17 protein-coding genes are annotated in these 24,609 nt (G+C 34.7%); 9 read left to right on the top strand and 8 right to left on the bottom strand.

Annotated features, from left to right (window positions below; translation table 11 throughout):
- Positions 1 to 81: 81 nt before the first annotated feature.
- Together IC221_RS24080 and IC221_RS24075 are read right to left on the bottom strand one after the other, a co-directional pair.
- The gene (locus tag IC221_RS24080) at positions 82 to 1,821 is read right to left on the bottom strand and encodes a SusD/RagB family nutrient-binding outer membrane lipoprotein (RefSeq protein WP_188171396.1); all 1,740 of its coding nucleotides are present in this window, start codon (positions 1,819 to 1,821) and stop codon (positions 82 to 84) included.
- A 74-nt stretch (positions 1,822 to 1,895) separates the two neighbouring features.
- Positions 1,896 to 4,967 (bottom strand): SusC/RagA family TonB-linked outer membrane protein, encoded by a 3,072-nt coding sequence (locus tag IC221_RS24075; protein ID WP_188171395.1) that lies wholly within the window; start codon positions 4,965 to 4,967, stop codon positions 1,896 to 1,898.
- A gap of 888 nt (positions 4,968 to 5,855) precedes the next feature.
- Between IC221_RS24075 and IC221_RS24070 the strand changes: the two genes are divergently transcribed.
- The 4 genes from IC221_RS24070 (at position 5,856) to IC221_RS24055 (ending at position 13,358) form a co-directional block, all read left to right on the top strand.
- The gene (locus IC221_RS24070) at positions 5,856 to 9,095 is read left to right on the top strand and encodes a S41 family peptidase (protein ID WP_188171394.1); all 3,240 of its coding nucleotides are present in this window, start codon (positions 5,856 to 5,858) and stop codon (positions 9,093 to 9,095) included.
- A 661-nt stretch (positions 9,096 to 9,756) separates the two neighbouring features.
- Positions 9,757 to 12,243, top strand: coding sequence for a hypothetical protein (locus tag IC221_RS24065; protein WP_188171393.1), 2,487 nt, complete (start codon positions 9,757 to 9,759; stop codon positions 12,241 to 12,243).
- Positions 12,244 to 12,359: 116 nt separating this feature from the next.
- Positions 12,360 to 12,506: a hypothetical protein gene (locus tag IC221_RS24060; RefSeq protein ID WP_188171392.1), complete on the top strand. Its 147-nt coding sequence runs from the start codon at positions 12,360 to 12,362 to the stop codon at positions 12,504 to 12,506.
- Between the two features lie 153 nt (positions 12,507 to 12,659).
- Complete coding sequence (locus IC221_RS24055) at positions 12,660 to 13,358, top strand: CatA-like O-acetyltransferase (RefSeq protein WP_044212845.1); 699 nt, start codon at positions 12,660 to 12,662, stop codon at positions 13,356 to 13,358.
- A 298-nt stretch (positions 13,359 to 13,656) separates the two neighbouring features.
- Here the strand turns inward: IC221_RS24055 and IC221_RS24050 are convergent, their stop codons facing one another.
- The 4 genes from IC221_RS24050 to IC221_RS24035 form a co-directional block, all read right to left on the bottom strand.
- Positions 13,657 to 14,199 carry a sigma-70 family RNA polymerase sigma factor gene (locus tag IC221_RS24050; protein WP_188171391.1) on the bottom strand — a complete coding sequence of 181 codons (543 nt, stop codon included), beginning with the start codon at positions 14,197 to 14,199 and terminating at the stop codon, positions 13,657 to 13,659.
- Positions 14,200 to 14,297: 98 nt separating this feature from the next.
- A complete protein-coding gene (locus IC221_RS24045; RefSeq protein WP_188171390.1) occupies positions 14,298 to 14,648 on the bottom strand; it encodes a hypothetical protein in 351 nt (116 codons plus the stop codon).
- 76 nt (positions 14,649 to 14,724) lie between these two features.
- Positions 14,725 to 15,612: a bile acid:sodium symporter family protein gene (locus IC221_RS24040; protein WP_188171389.1), complete on the bottom strand. Its 888-nt coding sequence runs from the start codon at positions 15,610 to 15,612 to the stop codon at positions 14,725 to 14,727.
- Positions 15,613 to 15,704: 92 nt separating this feature from the next.
- Complete coding sequence (locus IC221_RS24035) at positions 15,705 to 17,027, bottom strand: DEAD/DEAH box helicase (RefSeq protein ID WP_188171388.1); 1,323 nt, start codon at positions 17,025 to 17,027, stop codon at positions 15,705 to 15,707.
- Between the two features lie 665 nt (positions 17,028 to 17,692).
- Here IC221_RS24035 and IC221_RS24030 point away from each other — a divergent pair.
- The 5 genes from IC221_RS24030 (at position 17,693) to IC221_RS24010 (ending at position 22,908) form a co-directional block, all read left to right on the top strand.
- On the top strand, positions 17,693 to 18,127 hold the full coding sequence (locus IC221_RS24030) for a nuclear transport factor 2 family protein (RefSeq protein WP_188171387.1): 435 nt from the start codon (positions 17,693 to 17,695) through the stop codon (positions 18,125 to 18,127).
- Positions 18,128 to 18,171: 44 nt separating this feature from the next.
- Positions 18,172 to 19,182, top strand: coding sequence for an alpha/beta hydrolase (locus IC221_RS24025; RefSeq protein WP_188171386.1), 1,011 nt, complete (start codon positions 18,172 to 18,174; stop codon positions 19,180 to 19,182).
- 505 nt (positions 19,183 to 19,687) lie between these two features.
- The gene (locus tag IC221_RS24020) at positions 19,688 to 20,221 is read left to right on the top strand and encodes a DUF3944 domain-containing protein (RefSeq protein ID WP_188171385.1); all 534 of its coding nucleotides are present in this window, start codon (positions 19,688 to 19,690) and stop codon (positions 20,219 to 20,221) included.
- 199 nt (positions 20,222 to 20,420) lie between these two features.
- Positions 20,421 to 20,879 (top strand): hypothetical protein, encoded by a 459-nt coding sequence (locus tag IC221_RS24015; protein ID WP_188171384.1) that lies wholly within the window; start codon positions 20,421 to 20,423, stop codon positions 20,877 to 20,879.
- A gap of 82 nt (positions 20,880 to 20,961) precedes the next feature.
- Complete coding sequence (locus IC221_RS24010; RefSeq protein ID WP_188171383.1) at positions 20,962 to 22,908, top strand: acetoacetate--CoA ligase; 1,947 nt, start codon at positions 20,962 to 20,964, stop codon at positions 22,906 to 22,908.
- 227 nt (positions 22,909 to 23,135) lie between these two features.
- Here the strand turns inward: IC221_RS24010 and IC221_RS24005 are convergent, their stop codons facing one another.
- Positions 23,136 to 23,681: a pYEATS domain-containing protein gene (locus tag IC221_RS24005; RefSeq protein WP_188171382.1), complete on the bottom strand. Its 546-nt coding sequence runs from the start codon at positions 23,679 to 23,681 to the stop codon at positions 23,136 to 23,138.
- Between the two features lie 239 nt (positions 23,682 to 23,920).
- Complete coding sequence (locus IC221_RS24000; protein ID WP_188171381.1) at positions 23,921 to 24,214, bottom strand: hypothetical protein; 294 nt, start codon at positions 24,212 to 24,214, stop codon at positions 23,921 to 23,923.
- Positions 24,215 to 24,609 lie beyond the last annotated feature (395 nt).

The raw sequence follows: 24,609 nt of genomic DNA, 5'->3' as shown, positions 1-24,609 counted from the left end.
AACCACCCGAATGGATGGTTCTTTAAATCTAACTTTAAGTTCCAATTCATAATTTTATGAATTAAAATCTAATCTATACTACTAATTATTTAATATTCTATAGTTGTCAAAGGCTTTTGTATTCCACCAAAGTGTTTTACCGTACATGGTGTTTGTGATACCTTCTGCTGCAGGAGCCCAATTAGCACCGTTTGTAGTTTGTTCTGAAATCGCGTATGGAAAACGGTACGGTAAACCTAAACCTTTGTATTGTGTACCACCTCTTACAAAAGTAAGTTGAGGGAAATTGGTACGACGAACTTCTGTAAATGCTTCAGGGCCATTTGTGAAAATCGAAATGAACTTTTGTTCTGCGATCAACTGTGCAGCTTTACCAGCATTCCAAGCAACGGCATCAGTTTCCAACGTTCTTTTATAGTGGTCTTCAAGGTTCGCTAACGAAATTTCAATCTCAGTTCCATCCTCTTCAGTAACTACTCGTTCTGAAAAAGTAGTTGCACCATTTTGAGCTACAAAAGAAGCTGTTCTGATACCGTATTGATCAGCCAATTTATACTGACTTTCAAAAGAAGCATGAATTCCTTTTTCGTAAGCTGTTTTAGCATCACCAGCACTCCCTACATTTAATAATGCAGCTGCTTCAGCTCTAATAAATTCCAACTCCGAATATGACATAATATGCGATACACTGTTGGCTGTACCTCTATACAAGACACCGATTCTTGAGATGTCAGCAATTTTAAACTCTTCTCCTTTCGGCTTACCATTTTCGATACCATCATATTGAATATCTGCCGTATTCCCAGTTGAGTCAAACAACGCAATTGATGATGATGTTGGTGTCGCAAAAATATACATACGAGCATCTTTTCTTTTTTTCATCATATCAATCATAGTATATGAAATGGCATGATCATCACGAGCATCGCGTACATAGTTTTCAAAGAAGGGATGCTCATAAGGTTGAGTACCTGCATACGTCAACATAGCATCATCCTCAATGGATGTAAAAACAGGATATTTTCCTGGGTTGCCAAAAATCAAATCCAAACCACTTGCTGCAGTCGATGCATCCACTTTTGAGATATGGATGTATAGTCTAGCCGCTAAAGAGTTCGCAAATTTTTGCCACTTTTGAGTATCACCTCCATAAATCATATCCGATTGTGGCTCAATTTTACCCCCATTGGATAATAATTCATTTGCTTCCTCAAGGCGATTAAATAGATCGTTGTAGATATCTTTCTGTGCGTCATACTTTGGTTGAGTAATGGTTGATTCATAACCTAATGCAACTGTTTTTAATGCTTCAGAATAAGGAATATCACCCCATACGTCAGTCATTACAGAGAAAAGGTAAGTACGAACCACCAACATTGCACCTTCCATCGCTTCAGCATCCGCAATGGCTTTTACATCAGGGTTTGCTTCTGCTTGTAAAGCCTCTTTTAATTCACGAATTTTCATGATAGCCAATTCCAAATCGTACAAAGAAGCTGTACCGTTTGACGAAGAACCTGAATACATGTATTTCCAGTACAAATCGATCACATTAGATCTGTATTCATAATAATCCTCGTCAATGTATTGGATCTTACCAAAGTGTTGTGCCCAAAGACCACTTGCTGTCATATTGAAATCTTCGGCTTGCACACCATACACACCACCTATTCTTGAAAATGTGGCGTTGGCAAATAAGTTTCCCGGATTTACGTCTGTAGGGTAATTAGGGTTCATTTGCATCTCCTCAAAGTTTTTGAAACATGATGTCATGCCCAAAGTCATTAGGATGGATGCTATATATATAATTGATTTTTTCATTTTTATTCAAATTGTGGTTGAGGGAAAAATCCCCCAACTTTATTTAGATAATGCTACTCGTCAGGAATGATGTATTAGAATTTCATCTTGATATCAAAACCAAAGCTTTGTGGTGATGGTAACTGTCCGAATTCAAAACCTTGACCTGATAAACTAGAACCGAAACCTGCTTGAGGATCAATATTTGGAGCATTTTTATGAATCATCCAAAGGTTATTTCCTACAAATGCAACGCTCATTCCTTTGATACCATATTTCTTCGTGAATGTAGATGGAATATTATAAGCAATCGATAACTCCGCAAGTTTTACATAGGTTGCATCGTATAAATACTCCTCGTGAATTCCGTAAAGCGATTGATAATAATCTTGTGTAGACACTACTTTAGTGTTTGGATTTCCATCCACACCAACGCCTTCTGTTACTCGGCCTGCTTCACGGTTCATGGCTGTTACATCTAACACACCAGCATATTCACCAAACATATTCGTCACTGAGAAGATATCTCCACCCACTGAAATATCAATTAAAGCTGATAATGTAAAGTTTTTGTAAGAAACAGAGTTTCGGATACCGCCTCTCCAATCAGGGTTGATAGAACCTAATTTTACTTTTTCTTCTGTCTTCATTGGGAAGCCATTTTCATCGACCATCACATTGCCCGCATCATCTCTTTGATAAGCATAACCGTAGAAAGTACCTAATTCTTCACCCGGTCTCGCTTCTGTTGAAAGTCCCCAGAAATCACCTAAGATAAATGAATCAACCCCATCAGCTAATTCAACGACAGTGTTTTTATTTTTTGAGAAGTTGAAAGATACATCCCAAGTCACTTCATCTGTTTGAACTGGTGTAGCAAATACCATCAATTCAAAACCTTTGTTATCAATTTGTCCCGCGTTGATGTAAGTATATCTATACCCTGAAGCGGCAGATACGTCGGCTGGAACAATTTGATCATACGTTGACTTTTCATAATAAGCCGCTTCAAAACCTAAACGGTTATTAAAAAAGCCCATATCTAAACCAACTTCCCAAGATTGTGTTCTTTCAGATCTTAGATCTGGGTTGGCTTGTGTCGTTTCATATTTAAACATTGGATAACCATTATAAGGCAACCCACTTGTATAGACGTTCATGGTGTTGTAAGGATCAGTATCGTTACCTACCTCTGCCCATCCACCTCTAATTTTACCTTGTGTAATCCAAGAAGGAAGATCAATATGCTCAGAGAATACATAAGAAAGGTTGATGGATGGGTACATAAACGAATTATTTTGGATCGGTAACGTAGACGACCAATCATTACGTAAAGTCACATCTGCGAATAAGTAGTCTCTGAATCCTACTGAAGCGGTACCGTATAATGAATTGATAATTTTCTCTTCGAAATAGGTTTGAGATTCTACCTGTCCTGTCGCGTTGGCTGGAGTATAAACACCAGGAGAGGCTAGACCAAAGGCTTCCATTGAATTCGACTTATACACTCTGTACATGTTATTACCACCGAAATTAGCATTCACATTCCAATCTCTACCAAAATCTTTTGAGAAGGAGAATAAGAAATCGAAGTTGGTTTCATTCACAAAGTAGTTCGATTCATAAAAACCACCATCAGGATCATTGACAGAGTACATTGCTGACTTAGACATACGGTTTTCTGTATACAAGTCCGTACCCCCTTTTACTTTAAAATTCAAGTAATCAGTGATGTTCCACTTTAATGAAGCATAGCCATTCACACGGTCTCTTAATTGAGAGTTGGTGTTTTCATTCAGGATCCAATACGGGTTGTCATGGTAGTTGTAGTTCCAGTTGTAAGGCGTACCATCTGCTTTTTTATAATCCTTCAATAGATTTGTATCTACTTGACGACCGAACCACACAAATTGTTGCATTACGTTGTTTTCACCATAACCCTGCTGAGGTAAGTTGTCTGATGCTCTTCTTGAATACGTTACTTTAGTGTCTAACTGTAACTTATCTGTGATTTTGTGTCCAAAATTTAATGAAGAAGAGTAGTTTTCAAGACCTGTATTTGGCACCATACCGTCTTGGTCTGAGTACATCAATGAGAAACGAACATTAGATTTATCAGTGGCATTTTGAACTGACAAGTTGGTAGTGGAAACATGCCCAGTTTCGAAAAAGTCTTTCACATTGTCTGGATTAGAAACCCACGGCACTGGCTCTCCATTAGAGTAAAACTGAGGGATCATTAAACCTGCATCCAAACGAGGTCCCCAAGATTCGTCTACCCCATCATAAGTACCACCATTTTTACCATCAGAAAATGAGAATTGACCATTTAAACCCTGACCATACTCGTTTTGGTAATTCGGTAAAACTAAAGGCTTTTGGAAAGTGGTTGTATTGGACAATGAAACGCCCAATCCTTGAGATCCTTTACCTGATTTTGTAGTGATTACAATAGCACCATTTTGTGCTCTAGAACCATACAAAGCGGCTGCGTTAGGGCCTTTTAATACCGACATTGATTCAATGTCATCAGGGTTAATATCGTTGATTGGAGATCCAAAGTCAGTACCTCCACTTGATGTATTACCAGAGTTGTATGTGTTGTCCATTGGCACACCATCAATTACGAATAACGGTTGGTTATTACCTGTTAAAGAGGAATTACCACGGATAGTAATACGAGAAGATGCACCAGGTGCTCCTGAAGAAGTATTGACTTGTACACCTGCAACTTTACCGTTAAGGTTGTTCAAAACGCCAGTATCTGCACCTTTTAAGTCATCACCTTTTACCTCTGATACAGAGTAACCTAATGACTTTTTGTCTTTTTCAATCCCTAATGCAGTAACAACTACTTCTTCTAATTGTTCCACATCCTCCTCCATTGTAAAGTCAATTACAGACTTCGAACCAATAGTAACATTCTGTGTTTTGTAACCAATAAGGCGAACCACTAAAACTGCTTCATTAGAAGTAGCAGAAACAGTGTAATTACCATCAAAGTCTGATACTGAACCATTTGTCGTTCCTTCGACCATTACAGTGGCACCAGGAAGGGTCTCCCCATTGGCATCACGAATGACACCTTTAATTGTTCTTTCCTGAGAAAAGGCTGTAACAACCACCCCCAAGAAAAGAAAGAGAAAATAAAGTACTCTTTTTTTCATGTTAAGTTAATAATTGATTGATTGGATATATATATTGAACACAGGTATCAGACCTCCCAATGCACTGATTATGGGCAGTTTATTCCACTGATTTTTTTGACATACAAATTAAGGGTTCATTCTAATATAAATGAACGTCTATTTTGTTATACCGTAAAAGAAATAGGTAGGCTTCCAAAGAAAAGGCCCAACTATCCGATATAGTGGAAACTGAAAAGTGAATTAATTACTCAATTCGACAGATCTACTGAATACAAATGTTCTTCTTGTTAAAAACATTCCAAATTGCTCTTACCATAAGAGGCTTTCATTCATCTTGGATGAATACAATATTATTTTCTTTAGATTACTTCACTAGACAAAGTGAATCGAAAGTTTAGCGTGTTATAAGATGATGTATCTCATATTAATGTTTGAACTAGGTTTAAATAATAAAATTAGGTTGTGCTTTATGTTATTTGCTAATACAATTCTAAGAAAGGTTTTTTGTATTTGAAAGCATTTTAACTTTTATAAAAACAAGGCATACACTACCTTATCATATTGATTTTCTGTATTGTAACACCTGTACTTTTAATTACTTATAACATAGTTTACATTACCTTCGGGATGCTATATGATTGACTATCTTGGGATTATCTATTTTATTTTAGATTTAGAGCAGGAAGAATTTAATGAGCGAAAAATAATCTTAAAAAAAAGTTGATTTATCTTATTTTAAGAGATGTTGAAAATACAATAATTGACCTTTTTGCAACTATATTGCATAAATTTTGATCCTATGATACATAAAACCACTCAATTTATTATTTCCTTTCTATTTTTTTATTAAGTTCACGTCAGTGTCAATCAAACAAACTATAAATAAATTTTTAATCAATTCAATTTATGAAAAGACTATTCAGTTTTGCCCTAATTTGTCTTTTAGGGCTATCTACTTTTGCGCAATCTCCATTATGGATGCGCTATCCTTCCATCTCGCCTGACGGTTCAAAAATCGCGTTCTCTTATCAAGGTGACTTATATGTAGTACCTACTGATGGAGGTAAAGCACAAGCTATCACCCATCATGTTGCACATGATTTTTCTCCTGTATGGAGTCCTGACAGCAAACAAATTGCCTTTGCATCGGACCGTTTTGGTAATTTTGATGTATTTGTCATGAATGCTGAAGGCGGTGCTCCTCAACGATTAACCTATCATTCAAACAAAGAAATTCCATCATCTTTCACTCCTGATGGCAAAGCTGTTTTATACACAGCTACGATTTTAGACGATCAAAAAAGTGCTCAGTTTCCTTATGCGAGGTTACCAGAGTTGTACAGCATTGCAGTAAAAGGCGGAAGACCTGAACAAATTCTAAGTACTTCGGCGGTTAATGCTACTTACAGCAAGGATCAAAAAACAATTCTTTATCAAGATGTAAAAGGGTATGAAGATAATTGGAGAAAGCACCATACTTCATCAGTAACAAGAGATATTTGGGTTTACGATGTAGCATCGAATAAACACCAACAAATCTCGACTTTTAAAGGTGAAGACCAATACCCTCAGTTTTATAAAGATAATCAAACAATTGTTTACCTCAGTGAAGAGGAAGGTTCATTTAACATTTGGACAACAAAACTAGACGGTAGTAACAAAGAAAGATTGACTTCTTTTGACAAACACCCTATTCGCTTCTTAACGGTTGCTGAAGATGGAAAAATGTGTTTTGGTTATGATGGTGAGATCTATACTTTCGTAAAGGGTGAAAAACCACAAAAAGTAAAGATTGAAATTCTGAATGATTCAAAAGTCAATAATGTCACTTTCGAAAGAAAATCAAGTGGTGGTAATCAAATTGCTGTTTCACCTAATGGAAAAGAAATGGCATTTATCTTAAGAGGAGATGTTTTTGTCACTTCAGTAGATTACAACACTACAGTTCAAATCACAAAAACACCTGAACAAGAACGTTCGGTAAGCTTCTCTCCTGATGGCAGAAAATTAGTATATGCTGGTGAGAGAAATGACTCGTGGAATATCTATACTTCTGAAATTGAAAATGAAGAAGACCTTTATTTTGTTTCTGCTTCATCATTTGTAGAAAAAGTGGTTACTGACAAAGCAGAAGAAGAATTCCAACCTATGTGGTCTCCAAAAGGAGATGAAATCGCTTTCTTGGAAGAGAGAACTACTTTGAAAGTAATTAATCTTGATACGAAAAAGGAAAGAGTGATTCTTCCAGGTACGTATAATTATTCTTATTCTGATGGAGATCAAGCTTATGATTGGTCACCTGACGGTAAATGGTTTGTCGTTCAATATTCTCCTAATCAATGGACAAGTTCAGACATTGCCTTAGTGGATGCGAAAGGTGATCAAAATATCATCAACCTTACGGAAAGTGGTTACAACAGTGGTCAACCAAAGTTTGCTATGGACGGTAAAGCCATCATTTTTTCAAATGACCGTTATGGTTTCAGAAGTCATGGTAGCTGGGGTGCTGAAGATGATGTTTTCGCTATTTTCTTAACAAAAGAAGCTTATGATGAATTCCAACTTTCTAAAGAAGAGTTTGAACTTCTAGAAGAAGCACGTAAAGAAGCAAAAAAGAAAGAGAAGGAAGACAAAGAAGACGATTCTAAAAAGAAGAAGAAGAAAGAGGATGATAAAAAGGAAGATGACAAAGAAGAAGCTTTAGTAATTGATTTTGATGGTTTAAAAGATCGTATTTTACGATTGACAATCAATTCGTCTTTCACTTCTGATATGTTGTTGACCAAAGATGGCAGCAAGCTTTTCTACATGTCACGTTTTGAAGGTGGATATGATCTATGGTCAAAAGATATTCGTAAAAATGAGACAAAATTAGTCTTAAAATTATCAGGTTACGGAGGTAACTTACAGTTCGATAAAGACCACAAAAATATCTTCTTTGTCACGAATGGCAAATTTGCCAAAATGGACGTAAAGTCAAATAAAAGAAAGAGTATTTCATATGCTGCATCTTATTATTTAGATCATGCTGCTGAAAGAGAATACATGTTTGATCATGTTTGGAGGCAAGTCAAAAAGAAGTTTTACGATTCTAATATCCATGGTTTAGATTGGGCGTACTACAAAACTTCTTATGCGAAGTTCTTACCTTATATCTCTAACAATTACGACTACTCAGAAATGTTGAGTGAAATGTTAGGTGAACTCAATGGTTCTCATACCGGATGTCGTTATTATGCTTCTAGCCGTAATGGTGATCAAACTGCCAATTTAGGTGCATTCTATAATCCTGAATACCAAAATGATGGATTAGAGATTCTTGAAGTGATTGAAGGTAGCCCGTTGACAAAAATTGATGAAGAGGTTAAGGCAGGGATGATTATCACTGAAATTGATGGTCAAAAAATCGTTGCAGGTCAAGATTATTTCCAATTATTGAATCACAAAAGAGGAACTTCTACTTACCTTACGATTTTAGATCCAACTAAAAATAAAGTGATCAAAACGGAAGTTAAACCTATCTCTCAAGGTGCTTTAAGCAATTTACTTTACAAAAGATGGGTAAAACAGAGAGAAAAGGAAACAGAAGAGGCTTCAAATGGTAAAATTGGTTATGTTCACGTCAGAGGAATGAATAGTTCTTCTTTCAGAACTGTTTACTCAGAAGCATTGGGTAAAAATTACAATAAGGAAGCCTTAATCGTAGACACTCGCTTCAATGGTGGTGGATGGCTACATGATGATCTAGTTACTTTCTTAAGTGGAAAAGTCTATGCTCAATTTGCTCCAAATAATCAGAAGTTTGGCACTGAACCTATCAATAAATGGACTAAACCTTCTGCTGTTTTAGCTTCAGAGGGTAATTATTCTGATGCACACGCTTTCCCTTATGCGTACAAAACTTTAGGAATTGGTAAAATTATCGGTATGCCTGTTCCTGGTACGATGACTGCCGTTTGGTGGGAAAGATTGCAAGATCCATCGTTGGTATTTGGTATCCCGCAAGTGGGTGTGAAAGATATGAATGGAAACTTCCTTGAAAATCAACAAATTGAGCCTGATGTAAAAATCGCTCAAGATAAAGATGTTGTAGTGGAAGGAGTTGACCAACAACTTCGCAAAGCTGTTGAAGAGTTAATGAAATAGAGCGAAGAAATTCGTCAATCATTCAATATCATTTTATTGAAAGGCTGTCTTGAATATTAGGTTTCAAGGCAGCCTTTTTTATTTCAAACAATAGCACTATTGTAAACTAAATTATCGTTAATTATAGTATTCAGAAATCAGGAGATTTCTGATGATCTTAAGGACACGAATGACGCTAACGCTTAACATTCGCGCCAGTGAGCTTTCTACTCTTTTAGTTTAGTAATACTTCCCTTGGCCTTGAAGGGAAAAGCGTTAAGAATTCCATGTAGCGAGCCGTTAAAAATGATTTTGCTGTTTGAGCGCAGCGAGTTTAAAATCATTTAGGCGAGTGAAATGGAATTTAGCTTTTGACTTCTAAGCCTTGAATTTTTTGCTTCGTTTTTGTTTCAAGACAAAAATGAAGAAGAAGGAAGCTTGAAAGTAGATCCCATAATTACTTGTAGAAAAGCTGACTGAAAGTTAACGATAATTTAGTTTACATATATTTATGACATTTAGAAATCAGGAAATTTCTACTATTACTTTACTTCATTTTTGAGGACTAATCCCCAATAAATTTGAAAAGATCAATCATTCATCTATTTTTGGTTAGATTAAGTGAAATCTAAATAGTAATAAATAATTACTCTCAAATAACAAACTAAACATGACTACTAAAATGAAATTATTACGACTGACACTTTTTATTCTTATCCCTTGTTTTTTTCTCATTAGTTGGGAAGAAATCTCAAGCATTGACCAATTGATAAAAGTGATCAACACCAACAACCGGTTGAAAACCAATGACGCCATTTATGTTCACACAGATAAGCCCTATTATATGGCTGGTGAAAATTTATGGTTCAAAGTATACCTCAGAAAAGCCTCCTCCCTTTCAAATGATCAATGGAGTAAAGCTGTTCAAGTAGAATTGATCTCTCCTACTGGAGAAATTATTGACGAAAGAAAAATTTACGGTAATGGTGAATACAGTAATGGAGACTTTAAATTAAGAACTGATTTAGAGGAAGGTAGATACCGTCTTCGTGCGTATACAAATTGGATGAGGAATTTCGGTGATAGTACATTTTTCAATCAGGAAATTCACGTTTATCAAATCAATCCAGACTCTTTAAGAGTAGAAACACCTGTATTTGAAGATGGAACTACCAATGAACAAGTTTTAAATCGAAAGCAACGTTATGATTTACAATTTTTCCCAGAAAGTGGACAGTTCATTCAAGGGCTATCAACCAAAATAGGTGTTAAACTTGTAAATCAGAACGGTTATGGAGAACAATTCAACGCCAAGGTTTACAATCAAGAAGATAAGCTAATCACGGAAGTGCATGGTAATGAATTGGGTATGAGTAACTTTTTTATTCATGCAGAAGAAGGAGATCATTATTATGCCATTCTCGATCGTGATGCAAATGAAAAGTCGCCCACAAGATATGCATTACCAAAATCGACTAAAGAAGGTACTACTTTATTTGTCGTCAAAAGAAATGATTTATATGTAAAAGTCATCTCCAGTGATAAAGCACTAGAAAATGGAGGTTACTTACTCGCTTCTACTGATAATAAAATTATTTACTCGTGGGAATGCCCTGCCGGCAAAAAGCTCATCCCAATCAAGATGCCTTTAGAAGATGTCAACAATGGCATTATAAAACTTACGTTATTGAATAAAGAATTAAAACCTGTTGTAGAAAGGGTTGTTTTCCATTATGATCCTCAAGATGTTAACATTCAAATGGATCAGCAGAACTACAAAAAACGTGAGAAAGTAGAATTAACCATCGACCTTAAAGACGAAAAAGGTACACCTATCAATGGTGACGCTTCATTGGCCATTGTCGATCAAAAATTGGTAGATGTATCACAGAAAAAAAATAATATCATTGCCCAATTAATCTTGTCTAACGAGTTGAAAGGAAATATTGAAAATCCTACTTGGTACTTCCACAATTTTGATACTCAAAAAGATTATGCACTTGATGACTTAATGCTGACGCAAGGCTACCGTAAAATTGATTGGATTGAAGAAGCAAAAGATAGTTTACAACTCAAATTTATCCCTGAACCAGGTATTTCGGTAAGAGGTAGAACGAGTAATTTCTGGAATGAAAAGAAATATCAGCAGTCAGAGATTACAATGACTTCATTGGATAAAAAGTTAATTCATGAATCAGTACTGACGGATAACCAAGGTGGATTTACTTTTACTGGAATGGTATTTTTTGATTCAACTAACTTTATTTTCCAAGCAAAAAAATACAATGAGAAAAGAAAAAAGGTAACGAATAATAATTCAGTCAAAATATCAATTTTTGAACTTGAACCACCTGTTACCTTCCCAGTTGAAGAGAAAAAAGCGATTCTTCCAAAAGGGAATTCATTAGCTCAGTTTGAAAAAGAAATTCTCAACATTGAAAAAATTGATAGGGCTTTTAATACCAAAACGATCATTTTGGACGAAGTGGAAATCGTAGATGAAGCTGAACCGGAAGAGTTTAGTCATGCCTCCAAACTTCACTCCAATTATAATGCAAGATTTGTCACTGACTCTTTAGGCTACGCCTCAGGTTTAACCGTTTGGGAGTTTTTAAATCAAGAAATGAAAACAGCTCAAGTTCTTCGTCGTTCAGGAATGTTGTCGGCAGGTGGAGGCTCATTTGATGACAATGGAGAAGCTGTTGTATCCAATGATTCCGATATTCCAGTGGTACTCGATGGATTTCAAATTGACATCACTCTTTTACAATCAATGTCCATGAGTGAAGTTGGTTTTATTGATGTCTTAGATATGTCAGAAGGAAGCATTTACACTAGTAATGCAATCAACGGCGTAATTGCAATTTATACAAGACAAGGCGGAGGCGGTTCTTATGTCGTAAAAGGGCTTGATAATATTACATCACCGGGTTTCTATACTAGTAGAACATTCTACCAACCCAAATACGATGTTCAAAGCGATGAGCACGCCAAGCCAGATCATAGAATTACGCTCTTATGGGAACCAAACGTTGTTTTTGATGAAAATGGAAAAGCCAACGTCACTTTCTTTACTGATGATAAAGCGACAGAATATCAAGTAGAAATTGAAGGTATTACAACTTCTGGTAAACCATTTTACAGTACTACTGCCTTTAAAAACAATTAATTTTGTATTGAAAACGCAATATGTTAATACTCTAAAATGTATTGAACTCAAGTATAGAATCACCGTTTGTTAAAATATAAAAAACAACTCTTTATCAATAAAAAAGAATCTATACTATGAATGATATTTTAGACATTATCAAAGGAGCTACAGTAATTATCGGTACATTAGGTGTTATATTAGTAGGTGTTCATTTTGGTCTAAACCAATCTGCAAATCCATTGCAAGAAGTGCCACAAACACATGTATATACAGGTAATTAATCAATATAAATTATAACAAAAGAGAGTCATGTTGAATTGATCAATATGACTCTTTTTTTGTTTCAATATTCAATCTCCATTTAGATTTATTCCATGTTTTAAAGTATAAATTACCATAAAATTTAAACATCTTTACGGCCTAAATTGATCAAAATGGAAAAAGAAGAATTACTCCAAAAATACGGTGGAAGAAAGATAAAAATGGACGAGGTAAGTTCTTATGAACAATGGTCGTTGGATTTTTTTCACCAAAAAGAAATAGTAAGAGAGCCTAATCTACAAATGACCCTACAAGTAGACATTACAGAGGGATATCAATACTATCAAGAAAACCTCAAACAATATGAGGGAGCCTCTTTCACTGCTTATTTAATGTGGACTTTGGTAGAAACGATGAAAAAGCATCCTTATTTCAGATATCGAAAAATCGAAGATGAATGGTATGTTTTTGATAATCTTCCTGTATTTTCTCCTATTGCGGTAGGCGGCGAAACACGATTTACGGAAATTATAGTTGAAGATCCTGCACAATCCACTATTGAAACCTATTTCAAAAACTATAAGAAGTGTTTGGATTATGCTTTTAATAGAGATGGAGATTTCGCACCTCTACCGGTGATGGTTTGGGCCACTGCACATTTTATTGGCAACTTACCCAATCTTCAATTCACAAGTTTTCAATTACATGCCTCTGCTTTGGACTCAGCAAGGCCTTACTTCTATTTTGGCAAGCGTTACCAACAAGGTGATCAGTTGTTGATTCCATTATCAATCACATTTGATCATTCTAGCTTAGATCCGTTTGTGCTTTCAGCATTTATGGCTGATTTTGAAGCCCAATTGAAGCAGTAATTCAATAATAAACAATAAGCCCATAAGAAACATGATAAACATTTCTTATGGGCTTATATCTTACTATTAATTCAAGTAATTAGCAGCAGTCAGCATCAGATGATGTACACTTGCAACCTGACTCTTCAGTTTGACTGCAGTTGCAGCAGTTACAATCACAAGTACATTTTGTATTTTCTGCGCATTTGATATCTTTTTCGTTCATCTTATTATGGGATTAAAAAGTGATTAACTTGTTTTCACCCTTATAGACGAGACTTTTTAAAAAGGACGCAAAAAAAATGACTTAATTTGAATATTAATTGCAATTACCTGATTTACAATCAAATGTAATATTACCAAAACCATCATCTACTTGAGTACAGCAAGTTTCGAAAGACTGTTTTAATTGTTCTCTCCCTCTTTGCACTCTTGATTTCACCGCCGAATAAGAAAGCTGATGTTGATGTGCATACTCTTTTTGTGAAACTCTATGGTAAGTTACCTTCATCAAAACGTCTTGATATTTTTCTGGCAACTGCAAAATAAATGGCTTTACACAAGCTTCACATGCTTGAAGGTTTGAATCAGAACCGTTAAATTCTTGAGGCAAATCCACTTGATCAACATCAAAAGTCTGATTGCTTTTTCTTTTTCTATAAAAATCGATAATTGAATTTCTTGTAATCTGATAAATCCAACTCTCTAATTGTTGTTCATCTTTCAATAAAGCTTTTTTCTCATGAATCTTTATAAAGACATCTTGAAGAATATCCTGTACCTCATCCTTCTCATTTACTTTTGAAGTAATGAAACCTTCCAGTTCATGATGAAAATTATTCCAAATATCTTTTGTATTCATATTCTAGCTTTTTGAATTGTAGACGTTCAAAATTGAAAAAGATGCATCATTCAGTGATATTTTTTTAATAATACCTACCCAACAATCACTAATACCCTTTAAACCAAACCATTATTAGTAAAGACTTGAACTTCCTCAGGTTTTGGATATTGCTGTAATTTTGAAAAATCCTTTTTCCAGAAGTCCATATCTAGTATTTCATTGTTTTCATTTTTTGTCAATGTAATCACCACAGGAATATTATCAATATCTCTGTAAACTACTTGAACGATATCTGCTTTGTAAGGCGACTTTTCAGGTGGTGTAAAATTGATACTCCCCATAACCGCATTTTCATAATCATCTACCATCATGGGTAATTCAAATTCCTCTGGGTTTTCGCCTCCTAATTGGATAAGATGCTTTGCTAATGTAAGCTCTTCCGCTCTAACTTCTCTTCTATCTGCCATAACTTTTTTTGGTAAAAATACATAAAAATAGCCCTATGATACGAATATCATAGGGCTATTCTTTTGCTATTGAGATTTATTTAGATTCCGAAAAATCTAGTGACTCTTCCGCTTTATTTTTCTTTGAGAAGATAAAGATTATCGCTCCAGAAGTAAAAAACATAATCAATGAGTAAACGCCTGCTGCAATTGATAGGTCCACTCTTCCCATGATTCCAATAGCAATTGTAATGGCCATTGTTCCATTTTGAATACCCGTTTCAATCGCAATTGAAGTCGCTTGTGGTGTTTTTAATTGTGCTAAACGAGCGACAACATAACCCAATCCCATTGTACAAACATTTAAAAGCAACGTTGCCAAACCTGCTTGTGCAAAATAAGCAACCACATTGTTTCGCTCTTTTACAACAATACCTACAATCATTACGACAAGGATCACCGCTGAAGCAATTCTTGTAGGCTTCGCCATTTTATTAGCAAAACTCGGTAAGAATTTACGGATGCTCATTCCCAAAATGATTGGGATAATACTTACAATTAAAATTTTCTTGATCGTGTCAGGCACATCCAATAAAATTGTTTGATCTTGACTCAAGAAAAAAGAAGATCCAAGATTGATCACAAAAGGAATTGTAACGATAGTCGCAAAACTACTTACTGCTGTCAACGTTACTGACAAAGCTGTATCTCCATTGGCTAAATGCGTGATTAAATTGGAAGTCGGTCCACCCGGACATGCTGCCAGAATAATTAAGCCTAATGCGATGAAAGAAGGCAATGCTAAATAATAAGCAATTCCAAAAGCGATGATCGGCAAACAAACAATTTGTAATACCAATCCTATCAGTACTGCCCAAGGCTTTTTAAGAATTCGTTTAAAATCGTTGGGTACAAGCGATAATCCCATACCAAGCATAATGATCGCTAATGCTATACCCAACAATAAGGTACTCGTTTGATTCATAGTAATAGTAGTTTATTTTCTGAGCTTATTGACTCAGTCATACAGTTAGATTAAATACTGCACTACTCTAGTATAGAATCATGCCAAAACCGTTATTTTGCTATTGCAACCCTTATTTTCAGCCTTTTTACTTTTTCCTTATTTACGATTTCTGCTACCTTTTTTGCCTTCGGTCTACTCACTGCAACAAACGACATAAAATCTTTCACTTCTATCAATCCTATTTCTTCTTTCTGCAACTTCCCTTTTTTTGCTAGAAGTCCTACAATATCAATTTTGTTGATTTTATTCTTCTTTCCTCCACTAATATAGAGCGTTTCCCATACCGGAAGTTCAGGCATTTGATCAATAGCCGGTAACGCTAAATGGGTTGGAGTATTTTCGATGTATTCCGGAAACTCGTCTTCTGAAGACATCACAAGGTATGTAACACCTTCTTTATCCATCCTCGCCGTTCTTCCATTTCTATGAATAAATGCATCCTCTTTCGGAGGCAATTGATAGTGAATAACATGTTTGATGGAAGGAATATCCAGACCTCTTGCGGCTAAATCAGTTGTTAAAAATACATGAACAGAACCATTTCTGAATTTTGTTAAAGCTCTTTCTCGCTGTTCCTGATCCATTCCGCCATGGAAAGATTCATGAGGAATATTATTTTCTTTTAAATGCTCTCCTATCCTGTCAACCGCAGCTCTATGATTACAGAAAATTAAAGTAGGTTCTGAAGCCACTTTACAAATTAATTTGAAAAGAACAGCCAATTTATCCACTCCATCTGCTTGCACAAATTTTAATTCTAATTTTGGAGGAAGTTGCCCACCCAAATGATTCAGGATTTCAGGATTTTGCATTTTTACAAAATCCGGAATTTCATCACTTTCTGTCGCAGAGGTCAGCATTTTGTAATGTATAGACCTTAATTCTTCAATGATAAATTCCATATCATTTTGAAATCCAAACTCTAATGCCTTATCAAATTCATCCAATATCAAATACTCAACACAACTGAAGTCAAAAGTTTCTTTGTCAATATGATCTGCTAACCTCCCTGGAGTTCCCACTAATACATGAGGGGGATTAGATAGATTTTTTTCTTCTATTTTGAACGAGTGTCCACCATATACACTATTAATAGAAAATGGTGTTCCCATACTTTTAAATACACCTTCAATCTGTAATGCCAATTCCCTTGATGGAGCAATAATCACACATTGCACCTCTTTTAAATCAAAATTTAATTTTTCAATTAGAGGTAATAAAAACGCCAATGTTTTACCAGAACCTGTAGGAGAAAGTAAGATTAATTCATTATGTGTTTTTGATTTTTCAATAGTTTCATTTTGGATCGTATTGAAGCTTTCAAAACCAAGATGCTTTTTGATTTGATCTAAAGATGGAATTTGACTTTTCATAGAAGGATATGTTTTTATTTGCAATATAGGAATGTACCTAGACAAAAGCCTGCAAAGATAGTATATCCTCATTGAAGTTAGTTGGGGTGAAAGAAAATAATAGGAGTTGTTAGTAAATAAGTGCATTGTAAACTAAATTTTCAACTATTTGTAGTTTTTAGAAATCAGGAGATTTCTTTTGATCTATGGGCACTAATGACGCTATCGCTTAACATTAGCGCTAGTGGAATTACGACTTTTTTAGTTTTGTAGTTCTACTTCCGGCCTTGAAGGGAAAAGCGTTAAGAATTTCATGGATCGAGCCGTTAAAAATGATTTTGCTGTTTGAGTATCTCAAAACGATAAAGTTTTGATCGAGTTATCCTTTCAATAGGCGAAAGGAATGAAATTTAGCTTTTGACTTCTAAGCCTAGATTTTTTGCTTCGTTTTTCATCAATGGAAAAATGAAGAAGAAGGTAACTTGAAAGTATATCCTATTAATGCTTGTAGAAAGATCTATTGTAAGTTGACGATAATTTAGTTTACAATGTAGTGATTTATGCTTTCTTTGAAATTCATACTCATTGGTTTGAAATCAAAATAACACTCCATACGCCTCTCCTTACATTTGTAATGTTCAAAAAATGAAAAACATTTTAATTGCATGTACAAACAATAAACTATTATGAAAACGAAATTACTACTCCTATTCTTCCTAGGGTTCTTCAGTTATTCATGTGATAATAATGATGTTGTAGCACAACAAGAGGAAATTATCGAGGACATAGTATCAACAGAAGATGGGGACATTCCACCTGCCATACTCGCTTATCAAACAGGTGCAAATAGCGAGGACATTGACACCTATATGTACGCTTTTGCTGAGGAAATTTCTATTCTTGATGTCTCAAGAGAGATCACTGGAAGAGAGAACGTTAGAGCATGGGCCTTACGGGAAGTGATTGCTAGTGGTGACACATTTAGATACCGAGAAACTTTAGAAAGTGGTGAAAGGTATGCTAAAGCCGAAGTAAACTGGCTCTCTTGGGTAGTTCACTATCACTTCTGGTGGGATGAAAACGACAAAATCACTCGTATGTCACTACAATACGCTGACTAAAATAATTATCAATTTTATACATCTAATTTTAATTGAACAACAAAATGAAATTAAGAACATTAACACTCATCTTTGGCTTATTTATCAGTCTTACAGCTTTTTCAAAAGACATTAAACCTAAAGTGCTTAAAGGAAAAAGTGATGCTTTTGAAAAAGTAGTTTTTAAAAGTGAAGGTTTGAAATTGGTTGGAAACCTGTATTATCCTGAAGGGTATCAAAAAGGTAAAAGTTATCCTACAATTATAGTAGCAGGAAGCTGGACTACAGTCAAAGAACAAATGGCAGGTTTGTATGCTCAAAAATTAGCGGACAATGGATTTATCACCTTGACATTTGACTTCAGAAACTATGGTGAAAGTGAAGGAGAACCTCGTTTCTGGGAAAACCCTACCATGAAAGTGGAAGACATCAAAAATGCCGTGACGTATCTTGAAACATTGCCAGAGGTAGATGAATCCAAAATAGGTACTTTTGCCGTATGTGCTGGATCAATGTATACGCTGATGGCTGCTGCTGAAGATCAAAGAATCAAAGCCGTTGTAACTGCTGCTTCATGGTTACAAGATGGTGAAGCAGTGAAACTTTTCTACGGTGGTGAAGAGGGCGTAAATGCTAAAATCACAGCGGCACAAAAATCAAAAAACAAGTATAAATCAGAAGGTAAAGTAGATTATATTGAAACGATCTCTACAACCAACCCAAGTGCGGCAATGTATGGTCCTTTCGATTACTACTTGAACCCTGAACGTGGTGCAGTGAAAGAGTGGAGTAACGACAAATTTGCAGTCATGAGTTGGGAAGATTGGTTGACACTTGATCCAATGCCTTATGCTGAAAAACTAAATACAGCCACTTTAATGATCCACTCAGATGGTTGTGTTTTACCGCAATACACTAAAAACTTCTTTGAGAAAATTGCAACTGATGATAAAAAATTAGAATGGGTAGACACTGATTTGGCATCACCAATGCAACAATTCAGATTCTATGACCAAGACGAAGAAGTAAACTTTGCAGTGAAGGAAGCCACTGCTTGGTATAAGATAAAATTATAATGTCTATATGAGCTATAATAATAGGTAAATATGAAAACAAAAAAAGCCGTTGCCTTTTGGTAACGGTTTTTTTGTTGCTGATCGCGGCACGCTGTAAACTATGTTCTCGGCTATTTGTGGTTTTTAGAAATCAGGAGATTTCTGATGATTTACAGGACACGAATGTCGCTATCGCTTAACATTCGCGCCAATGGAATTTAGCTTTTGATTTCAAAGCCTTGACTTTTTTGCTTCGTTTTTGTGTTAAGACAAAAATGAAGAAGAAGGCAACTTGAAAGTTGATCCTATAAAAGTTTGCAGAAAGGTCGAATGAAAGTTGAAGAAACATATTTCACTGTGTAATGATTTTCATCTTAACTATTCGCATTCCTTTAGATAAAAGCCCTTAAATGATGTAATTAGACGTTAACCTACTACAACAAACCCAAACAAAAACATCTCCTCTAAGCCTCATTCAGTATATTAAATAGGTCAGAAGTAATTATCGAAAAATATAATGGAAGTAATGTCGAAGGTATTGGACAAAGATTTACAGTTTTTAGGAGAATGTACAAACGAACAGCTGGGTATTTTATTTAATATTTTGTGTTTTGAACAAGATCAATCCGTAAGAAAGAGGAGTAGATTACTTCATTCTATCGAGGCACTTGTCTTTGAAGAAGATTACTTTAAATATTCAAACAGAATTGGACACGAACTACAAATACTTGCCAATACAACAATCGCAGGGTTATTAAGGGAGGAAAAAGTACCTTACAATCAGATATTACTTCATCTGCTCAATCAGTTGGAAATACCTTACCATTCAAACTCTAGTAGCGTAAAGCTAGAAAAAAAGCTAATACAAGGTCTGAATGATAAAGCATTAGGTTTAGAGAATACAGGAATGTCTTCACTTCCTTTTGAAATTTTAGTAGAGGAAGGAATGACCGACAATATCAAAGGAAATCCAAATGATAGATGTATTTTACCTGCTGTAATTTATATCTCATTGTTAAGAGCAACTCGCAGCAAAAAGATGATGGAAGCTAATTATTAAAGCATATAGTTGGTGTCAAAACTTCACTTTATCCCTAAAAAATTGAAGCTTAAGTATAATTAACTTTTCATCATTAAATATTAACAATTAAACTCCAACCTTTAAAAAATAAAGTGGCTCATTGTATATAGAAATAAAATTTGTGTAGAGATTGTATTGTGTTGAAGAACAATTCAACTAATTATTTAGGTTGATTTATATGAAAAGAATTTTACGAGAGAAATTAATATATATATTCGCTTTTATTTTTGCTTCAAGTGTCATTTATTCATGTGCACTCCCTGAAGAGAAGGTTCAACAAAATTTAATGAATATTCATGAGTTGAATACAAGCGTAAAACCATATGACGAAACAGCTCAGTTTCTTGAAGTAACGGCTCAATTGAACTATGTTGATTTGGGTTACCTAAAAGTGGATATTCACCCGGTAGATGTAGGCACCGAAAATGCATGGAGATCTTCTTATATTTATGACGATTTTGAAGGTGATGTTTTCCATGGTCAATTTAATATTCCATCAAAAACAGTGGGAGATTATGAGATTGTTTTCTACTTAGTAGATCATAATAATATAGAATCAAAAATATCCACTGAAATATACATTGATAAGTATCCGATAGAAAAAATTATTCCTGAAGGAAACAGTAACGAGAAGTAAATACTTCTCGTTTTTTTTGTGCAAAAAGAGATTAAATAGCTAAATTCAAGGAAGTAAACACACACAACTGCACATATAACACATGAACAATAACACTCAGGCTTTATGGAAACCTAGCAGGGAACATATTGCTAAAACAAATCTGTACTCTTTTCAGCAAACCTATTATCCCAATCAGGAATACGATTATTTTAAATTGTTTGACGAAAGCATCCATGATTTAGAAGGCTTTTGGTCAGCTGTTTGGGACTTTTCAAAAATAGAAGGAAATAAAGGAAACCCACCTTACTTTGTTTCTAGTGATCACATCTCTGAAAGTCAATTTTTTCCTAATGCAACACTGAATTACGCTCAAAACCTTTTAAGAAGAAGAGATGATAAAATAGCACTGGTTGGGAGATTAGAAGATGGTAGAAAATACAGTATTTCATACAAAGAACTTTACCAAAAAGTAGCTCAACTGTCCCATCAACTCAAAAAAGATGGTCTTCAAATTGGTGACCGAGTAGCTGGATATACTCCAAATGCTCTCGAAGCAATTATTGGGATGCTTGCCACAACAGCTATTGGAGGAGTTTGGACGTCTTGCAGTCCCGATTTTGGGTATCAAGGGGTATTGGATCGGTTTGGACAAGTGGAACCCAAATTTTTAATCTCGGCGAATGCTTACAGTTATAATGGGAAAGTCCACTCTTGCATTGAAAGGTTGAAATCACTTTCAGAAAGTATTCCTTCCATCCAAAAAATCATTGTATATCATTACTATGATCATATTCACACTGCCTCCGAAATTCCTATTGGGGTAACATGGGAAGAGTACATAAGTAATGAACAGACAGAGATTGACTTCGTACAACTCCCTTTTCATCATCCATTATTTATAATGTATTCTTCTGGCACAACGGGTAAACCCAAGTGTATAGTACATAAAGCTGGCGGAGTGTTATTAGAGCATCAAAAAGAACACTTATTACATACAGACCTAAAGGAAAACGATGTTTTTTTCTATTATTCCACTTGTGGATGGATGATGTGGAACTGGTTAGTCAGTGGTTTAGCATGTGGCTGTACGCTAATTGTATTAGATGGAAGTCCTTTTTACCCAAACCCCAATTATTTATTGGATCTGATTGATGAAGAGAAAATATCTATTTTTGGTGTAAGTGCTAAATACCTATCGGCTTTGCAAAAAGCGGATATTGTTCCTAACGAAACACATAAGTTAGAACAACTTCGAATGATTCTTTCTACGGGATCTCCCCTTTCAATGGAGAGTTTTCATTACGTTTATAACACATTCAAAAAAGATCTTACACTTTCTTCTATCTCTGGAGGTACTGATTTGATTGGTGCTTTTGCTTCTGGAAACCCTACACTTCCCGTTTATGCTGGTGAATTACAATGTAAAGGTTTAGGATTTGATTTAGATGTGGTAGATGATAACGGTAAACACCTTGAAAAAGGCAAAGGAGAGTTTGTCTGTAGAAACCCCTTCCCTTCTATGCCAATTGGCTTTTGGAGCGATCCTGATAAGGAAAGATATCATAACGCTTACTATTCAAGATTTAAAAACATTTGGGCACAAGGTGACTTTGCTGAAATTACACCCCATGGCGGCTTGATTATTTATGGTCGTTCAGATGCCGTTTTAAACCCAGGAGGGGTTCGTATCGGAACTGCTGAAATTTATAGACAAGTATTAAAAGTAGATGCAATCAAAGAATGTATCGCTGTAGGACAAGAATGGAATGATGACTGTCGGGTGATATTATTTGTTGTATTAAAAGAGTCCCAATCCTTATCTGAAGCATTAATCAATGAAATAAGAACGGTAATTCGAACTAATGCCACTCCTCGTCATGTTCCTTCTAAAATAATAGAAGTTAATGATATACCTAAAACCAGAAGTGGTAAAATGGTGGAAATTGCTGTAAGGAATGTCATCCACGGCAGAACGGTCAAAAATACAGATGCTTTACAAAATCCTGAGGCTTTAAAGCAGTATGAAAACCTAGAAGAATTGAAATAGGAGTGTAAAAGAAAAAATCAAGTTAAAAATCAATTCTTTTCTTTTTTATTCATACACAATCATTACTTTAGGTTTCAAAGTAGAATTCAACAATAAAAAAAGAGAATTGTAATTTCAAAGCTCACCCTAATTTCTATTCAGGGAATGCATGCATGGTAACCAAAACCGTATGTTTTCAAGGTGGGCTAAATTTTTGAATCTTAAGATCTATTTATTGTGCTTTGTTGTTAAATTCTGGGCCCAGAATCCCATAATGTAATATATCTTTCTAAAATAAATGGAAACTCAATATCTTTCATGAAAACTTTGGCCGACATAACATACTCACCATATGCTAATTCTTTTAATAAAAAGTTATTGTTTATATCCACCGATGTTCTAATTGGGTTTTCATAACTTGAATGTAAATAGTATTCAATTTTTTCTAATGCCCCAGTATAATATGAAAATATTTTAACTTGTATGTCATACAGTTTATATCCTTCAAGTCCTGTTGTTTTTTGCAATTCAGTCTGTTTATTTGTTCTTAAGAAAGAAGTATGATTAATATAAAAATAATCTGAAGGTAGTTTCAAATTTTCTTTTGTAGAGTAATTTAACTTTTCCCCTTTCTTTTCTATGTTAAATTTTGAAGGTTCAACCTCAAGTTCCAATCCAAATCCTTTAAACGATTTCAATTTCCCTGAATATATTAACGATAATAAGATTGGTAAAACTGATACTGCAATCCATCTTGTTTCTAACTTAAGAATACTTGATTCGAATAATTGCAAAACAAAAAATAAAAAAAAATCCAAGTGATATTAATATCCCCAACTTTAAGTGCTTTACACTATTTTCTTTAACTCTTTCGATAAATTTTTCCATGAGCATTAAATATTTTGTTTATTCAAGAAAGCCGTAAAGTAGAGTCTTATAGCCCTCTTAAATTAAAAACAATAAATGTAATATTTTTAATAAACTAACATCTCCCCTTCATCCAACTGTAGTAGGCCTTTATCAAGGGTCGTTGTTATTTATTAGTTACTTTCCAGTTAAAATTTAAAGCACCACACTTTGGACAATTTACATATTCATCGACAAGATCATTAAAGCTACAACGATTACATTTACCGTATCTATCATTAATGTGTGCAGTAATATATTTAGATTCTAAGTGACTTAATTTATAATTGTCCATCAAAAATTTAACCGTTTTAATTGAAGATTCTTGTTTTATTTCAAACAATCTATTCTTATCAGACAGTGAAAAAGCTGGAACCTCAATCCCTTCTTTCGGTAAACAATGTTTGCATTTTACTTTCATATCCTGGTTAATTGCTACTTAAGTTAAACCAAGTAGGCCTCTCAAATTAATAACAATAAATGTAATCATTATAAATAAACTATCAGTACCTACTTACTCAAATGATACATGAATTTCCTCATAATATGGTTTTACTTTTCATTGTTTCTAATTGTTTTAGCAGAATAAAGTCGTACAACCCACTAAAATTAAATAGGATAAAAATAATTATCAATTTAGATTTCGGTTCGGTTTGAGAGGGAACTACACTTTAACCTAATTGAATAAAAGAATTCGGGCTACTCTTGTTGTAATTCAATGTTTTATAAAACTAAGTACTAAGTCAAAAATATATCATAGTTAATTCTAATTTATTTTTTGTGAGTACAACGCTAAAAAACGTATGAATAGTGGTT

This window comes from Flammeovirga sp. EKP202 (genome assembly GCF_014534745.1).
Classification (GTDB): Bacteria; Bacteroidota; Bacteroidia; order Cytophagales; family Flammeovirgaceae; genus Flammeovirga.
This window is presented reverse-complemented; position numbering and strand designations above follow the sequence as displayed.

Coding starts and splice junctions, on each gene's coding strand:
- IC221_RS24025 (WP_188171386.1), top strand. CDS start 18,172: ATGAAATTAAGAACATTAACACTCATCTTTGGCTTATTTATCAGTCTT.
- IC221_RS24060 (WP_188171392.1), top strand. CDS start 12,360: ATGAATGATATTTTAGACATTATCAAAGGAGCTACAGTAATTATCGGT.
- IC221_RS24065 (WP_188171393.1), top strand. CDS start 9,757: ATGAAATTATTACGACTGACACTTTTTATTCTTATCCCTTGTTTTTTT.
- IC221_RS24020 (WP_188171385.1), top strand. CDS start 19,688: ATGTCGAAGGTATTGGACAAAGATTTACAGTTTTTAGGAGAATGTACA.
- IC221_RS24070 (WP_188171394.1), top strand. CDS start 5,856: ATGAAAAGACTATTCAGTTTTGCCCTAATTTGTCTTTTAGGGCTATCT.
- IC221_RS24075 (WP_188171395.1), bottom strand. CDS start 4,967: ATGAAAAAAAGAGTACTTTATTTTCTCTTTCTTTTCTTGGGGGTGGTT.
- IC221_RS24055 (WP_044212845.1), top strand. CDS start 12,660: ATGGAAAAAGAAGAATTACTCCAAAAATACGGTGGAAGAAAGATAAAA.
- IC221_RS24015 (WP_188171384.1), top strand. CDS start 20,421: ATGAAAAGAATTTTACGAGAGAAATTAATATATATATTCGCTTTTATT.
- IC221_RS24030 (WP_188171387.1), top strand. CDS start 17,693: ATGAAAACGAAATTACTACTCCTATTCTTCCTAGGGTTCTTCAGTTAT.
- IC221_RS24035 (WP_188171388.1), bottom strand. CDS start 17,027: ATGAAAAGTCAAATTCCATCTTTAGATCAAATCAAAAAGCATCTTGGT.
- IC221_RS24050 (WP_188171391.1), bottom strand. CDS start 14,199: ATGAATACAAAAGATATTTGGAATAATTTTCATCATGAACTGGAAGGT.
- IC221_RS24000 (WP_188171381.1), bottom strand. CDS start 24,214: ATGAAAGTAAAATGCAAACATTGTTTACCGAAAGAAGGGATTGAGGTT.
- IC221_RS24040 (WP_188171389.1), bottom strand. CDS start 15,612: ATGAATCAAACGAGTACCTTATTGTTGGGTATAGCATTAGCGATCATT.
- IC221_RS24080 (WP_188171396.1), bottom strand. CDS start 1,821: ATGAAAAAATCAATTATATATATAGCATCCATCCTAATGACTTTGGGC.
- IC221_RS24010 (WP_188171383.1), top strand. CDS start 20,962: ATGAACAATAACACTCAGGCTTTATGGAAACCTAGCAGGGAACATATT.
- IC221_RS24045 (WP_188171390.1), bottom strand. CDS start 14,648: ATGGCAGATAGAAGAGAAGTTAGAGCGGAAGAGCTTACATTAGCAAAG.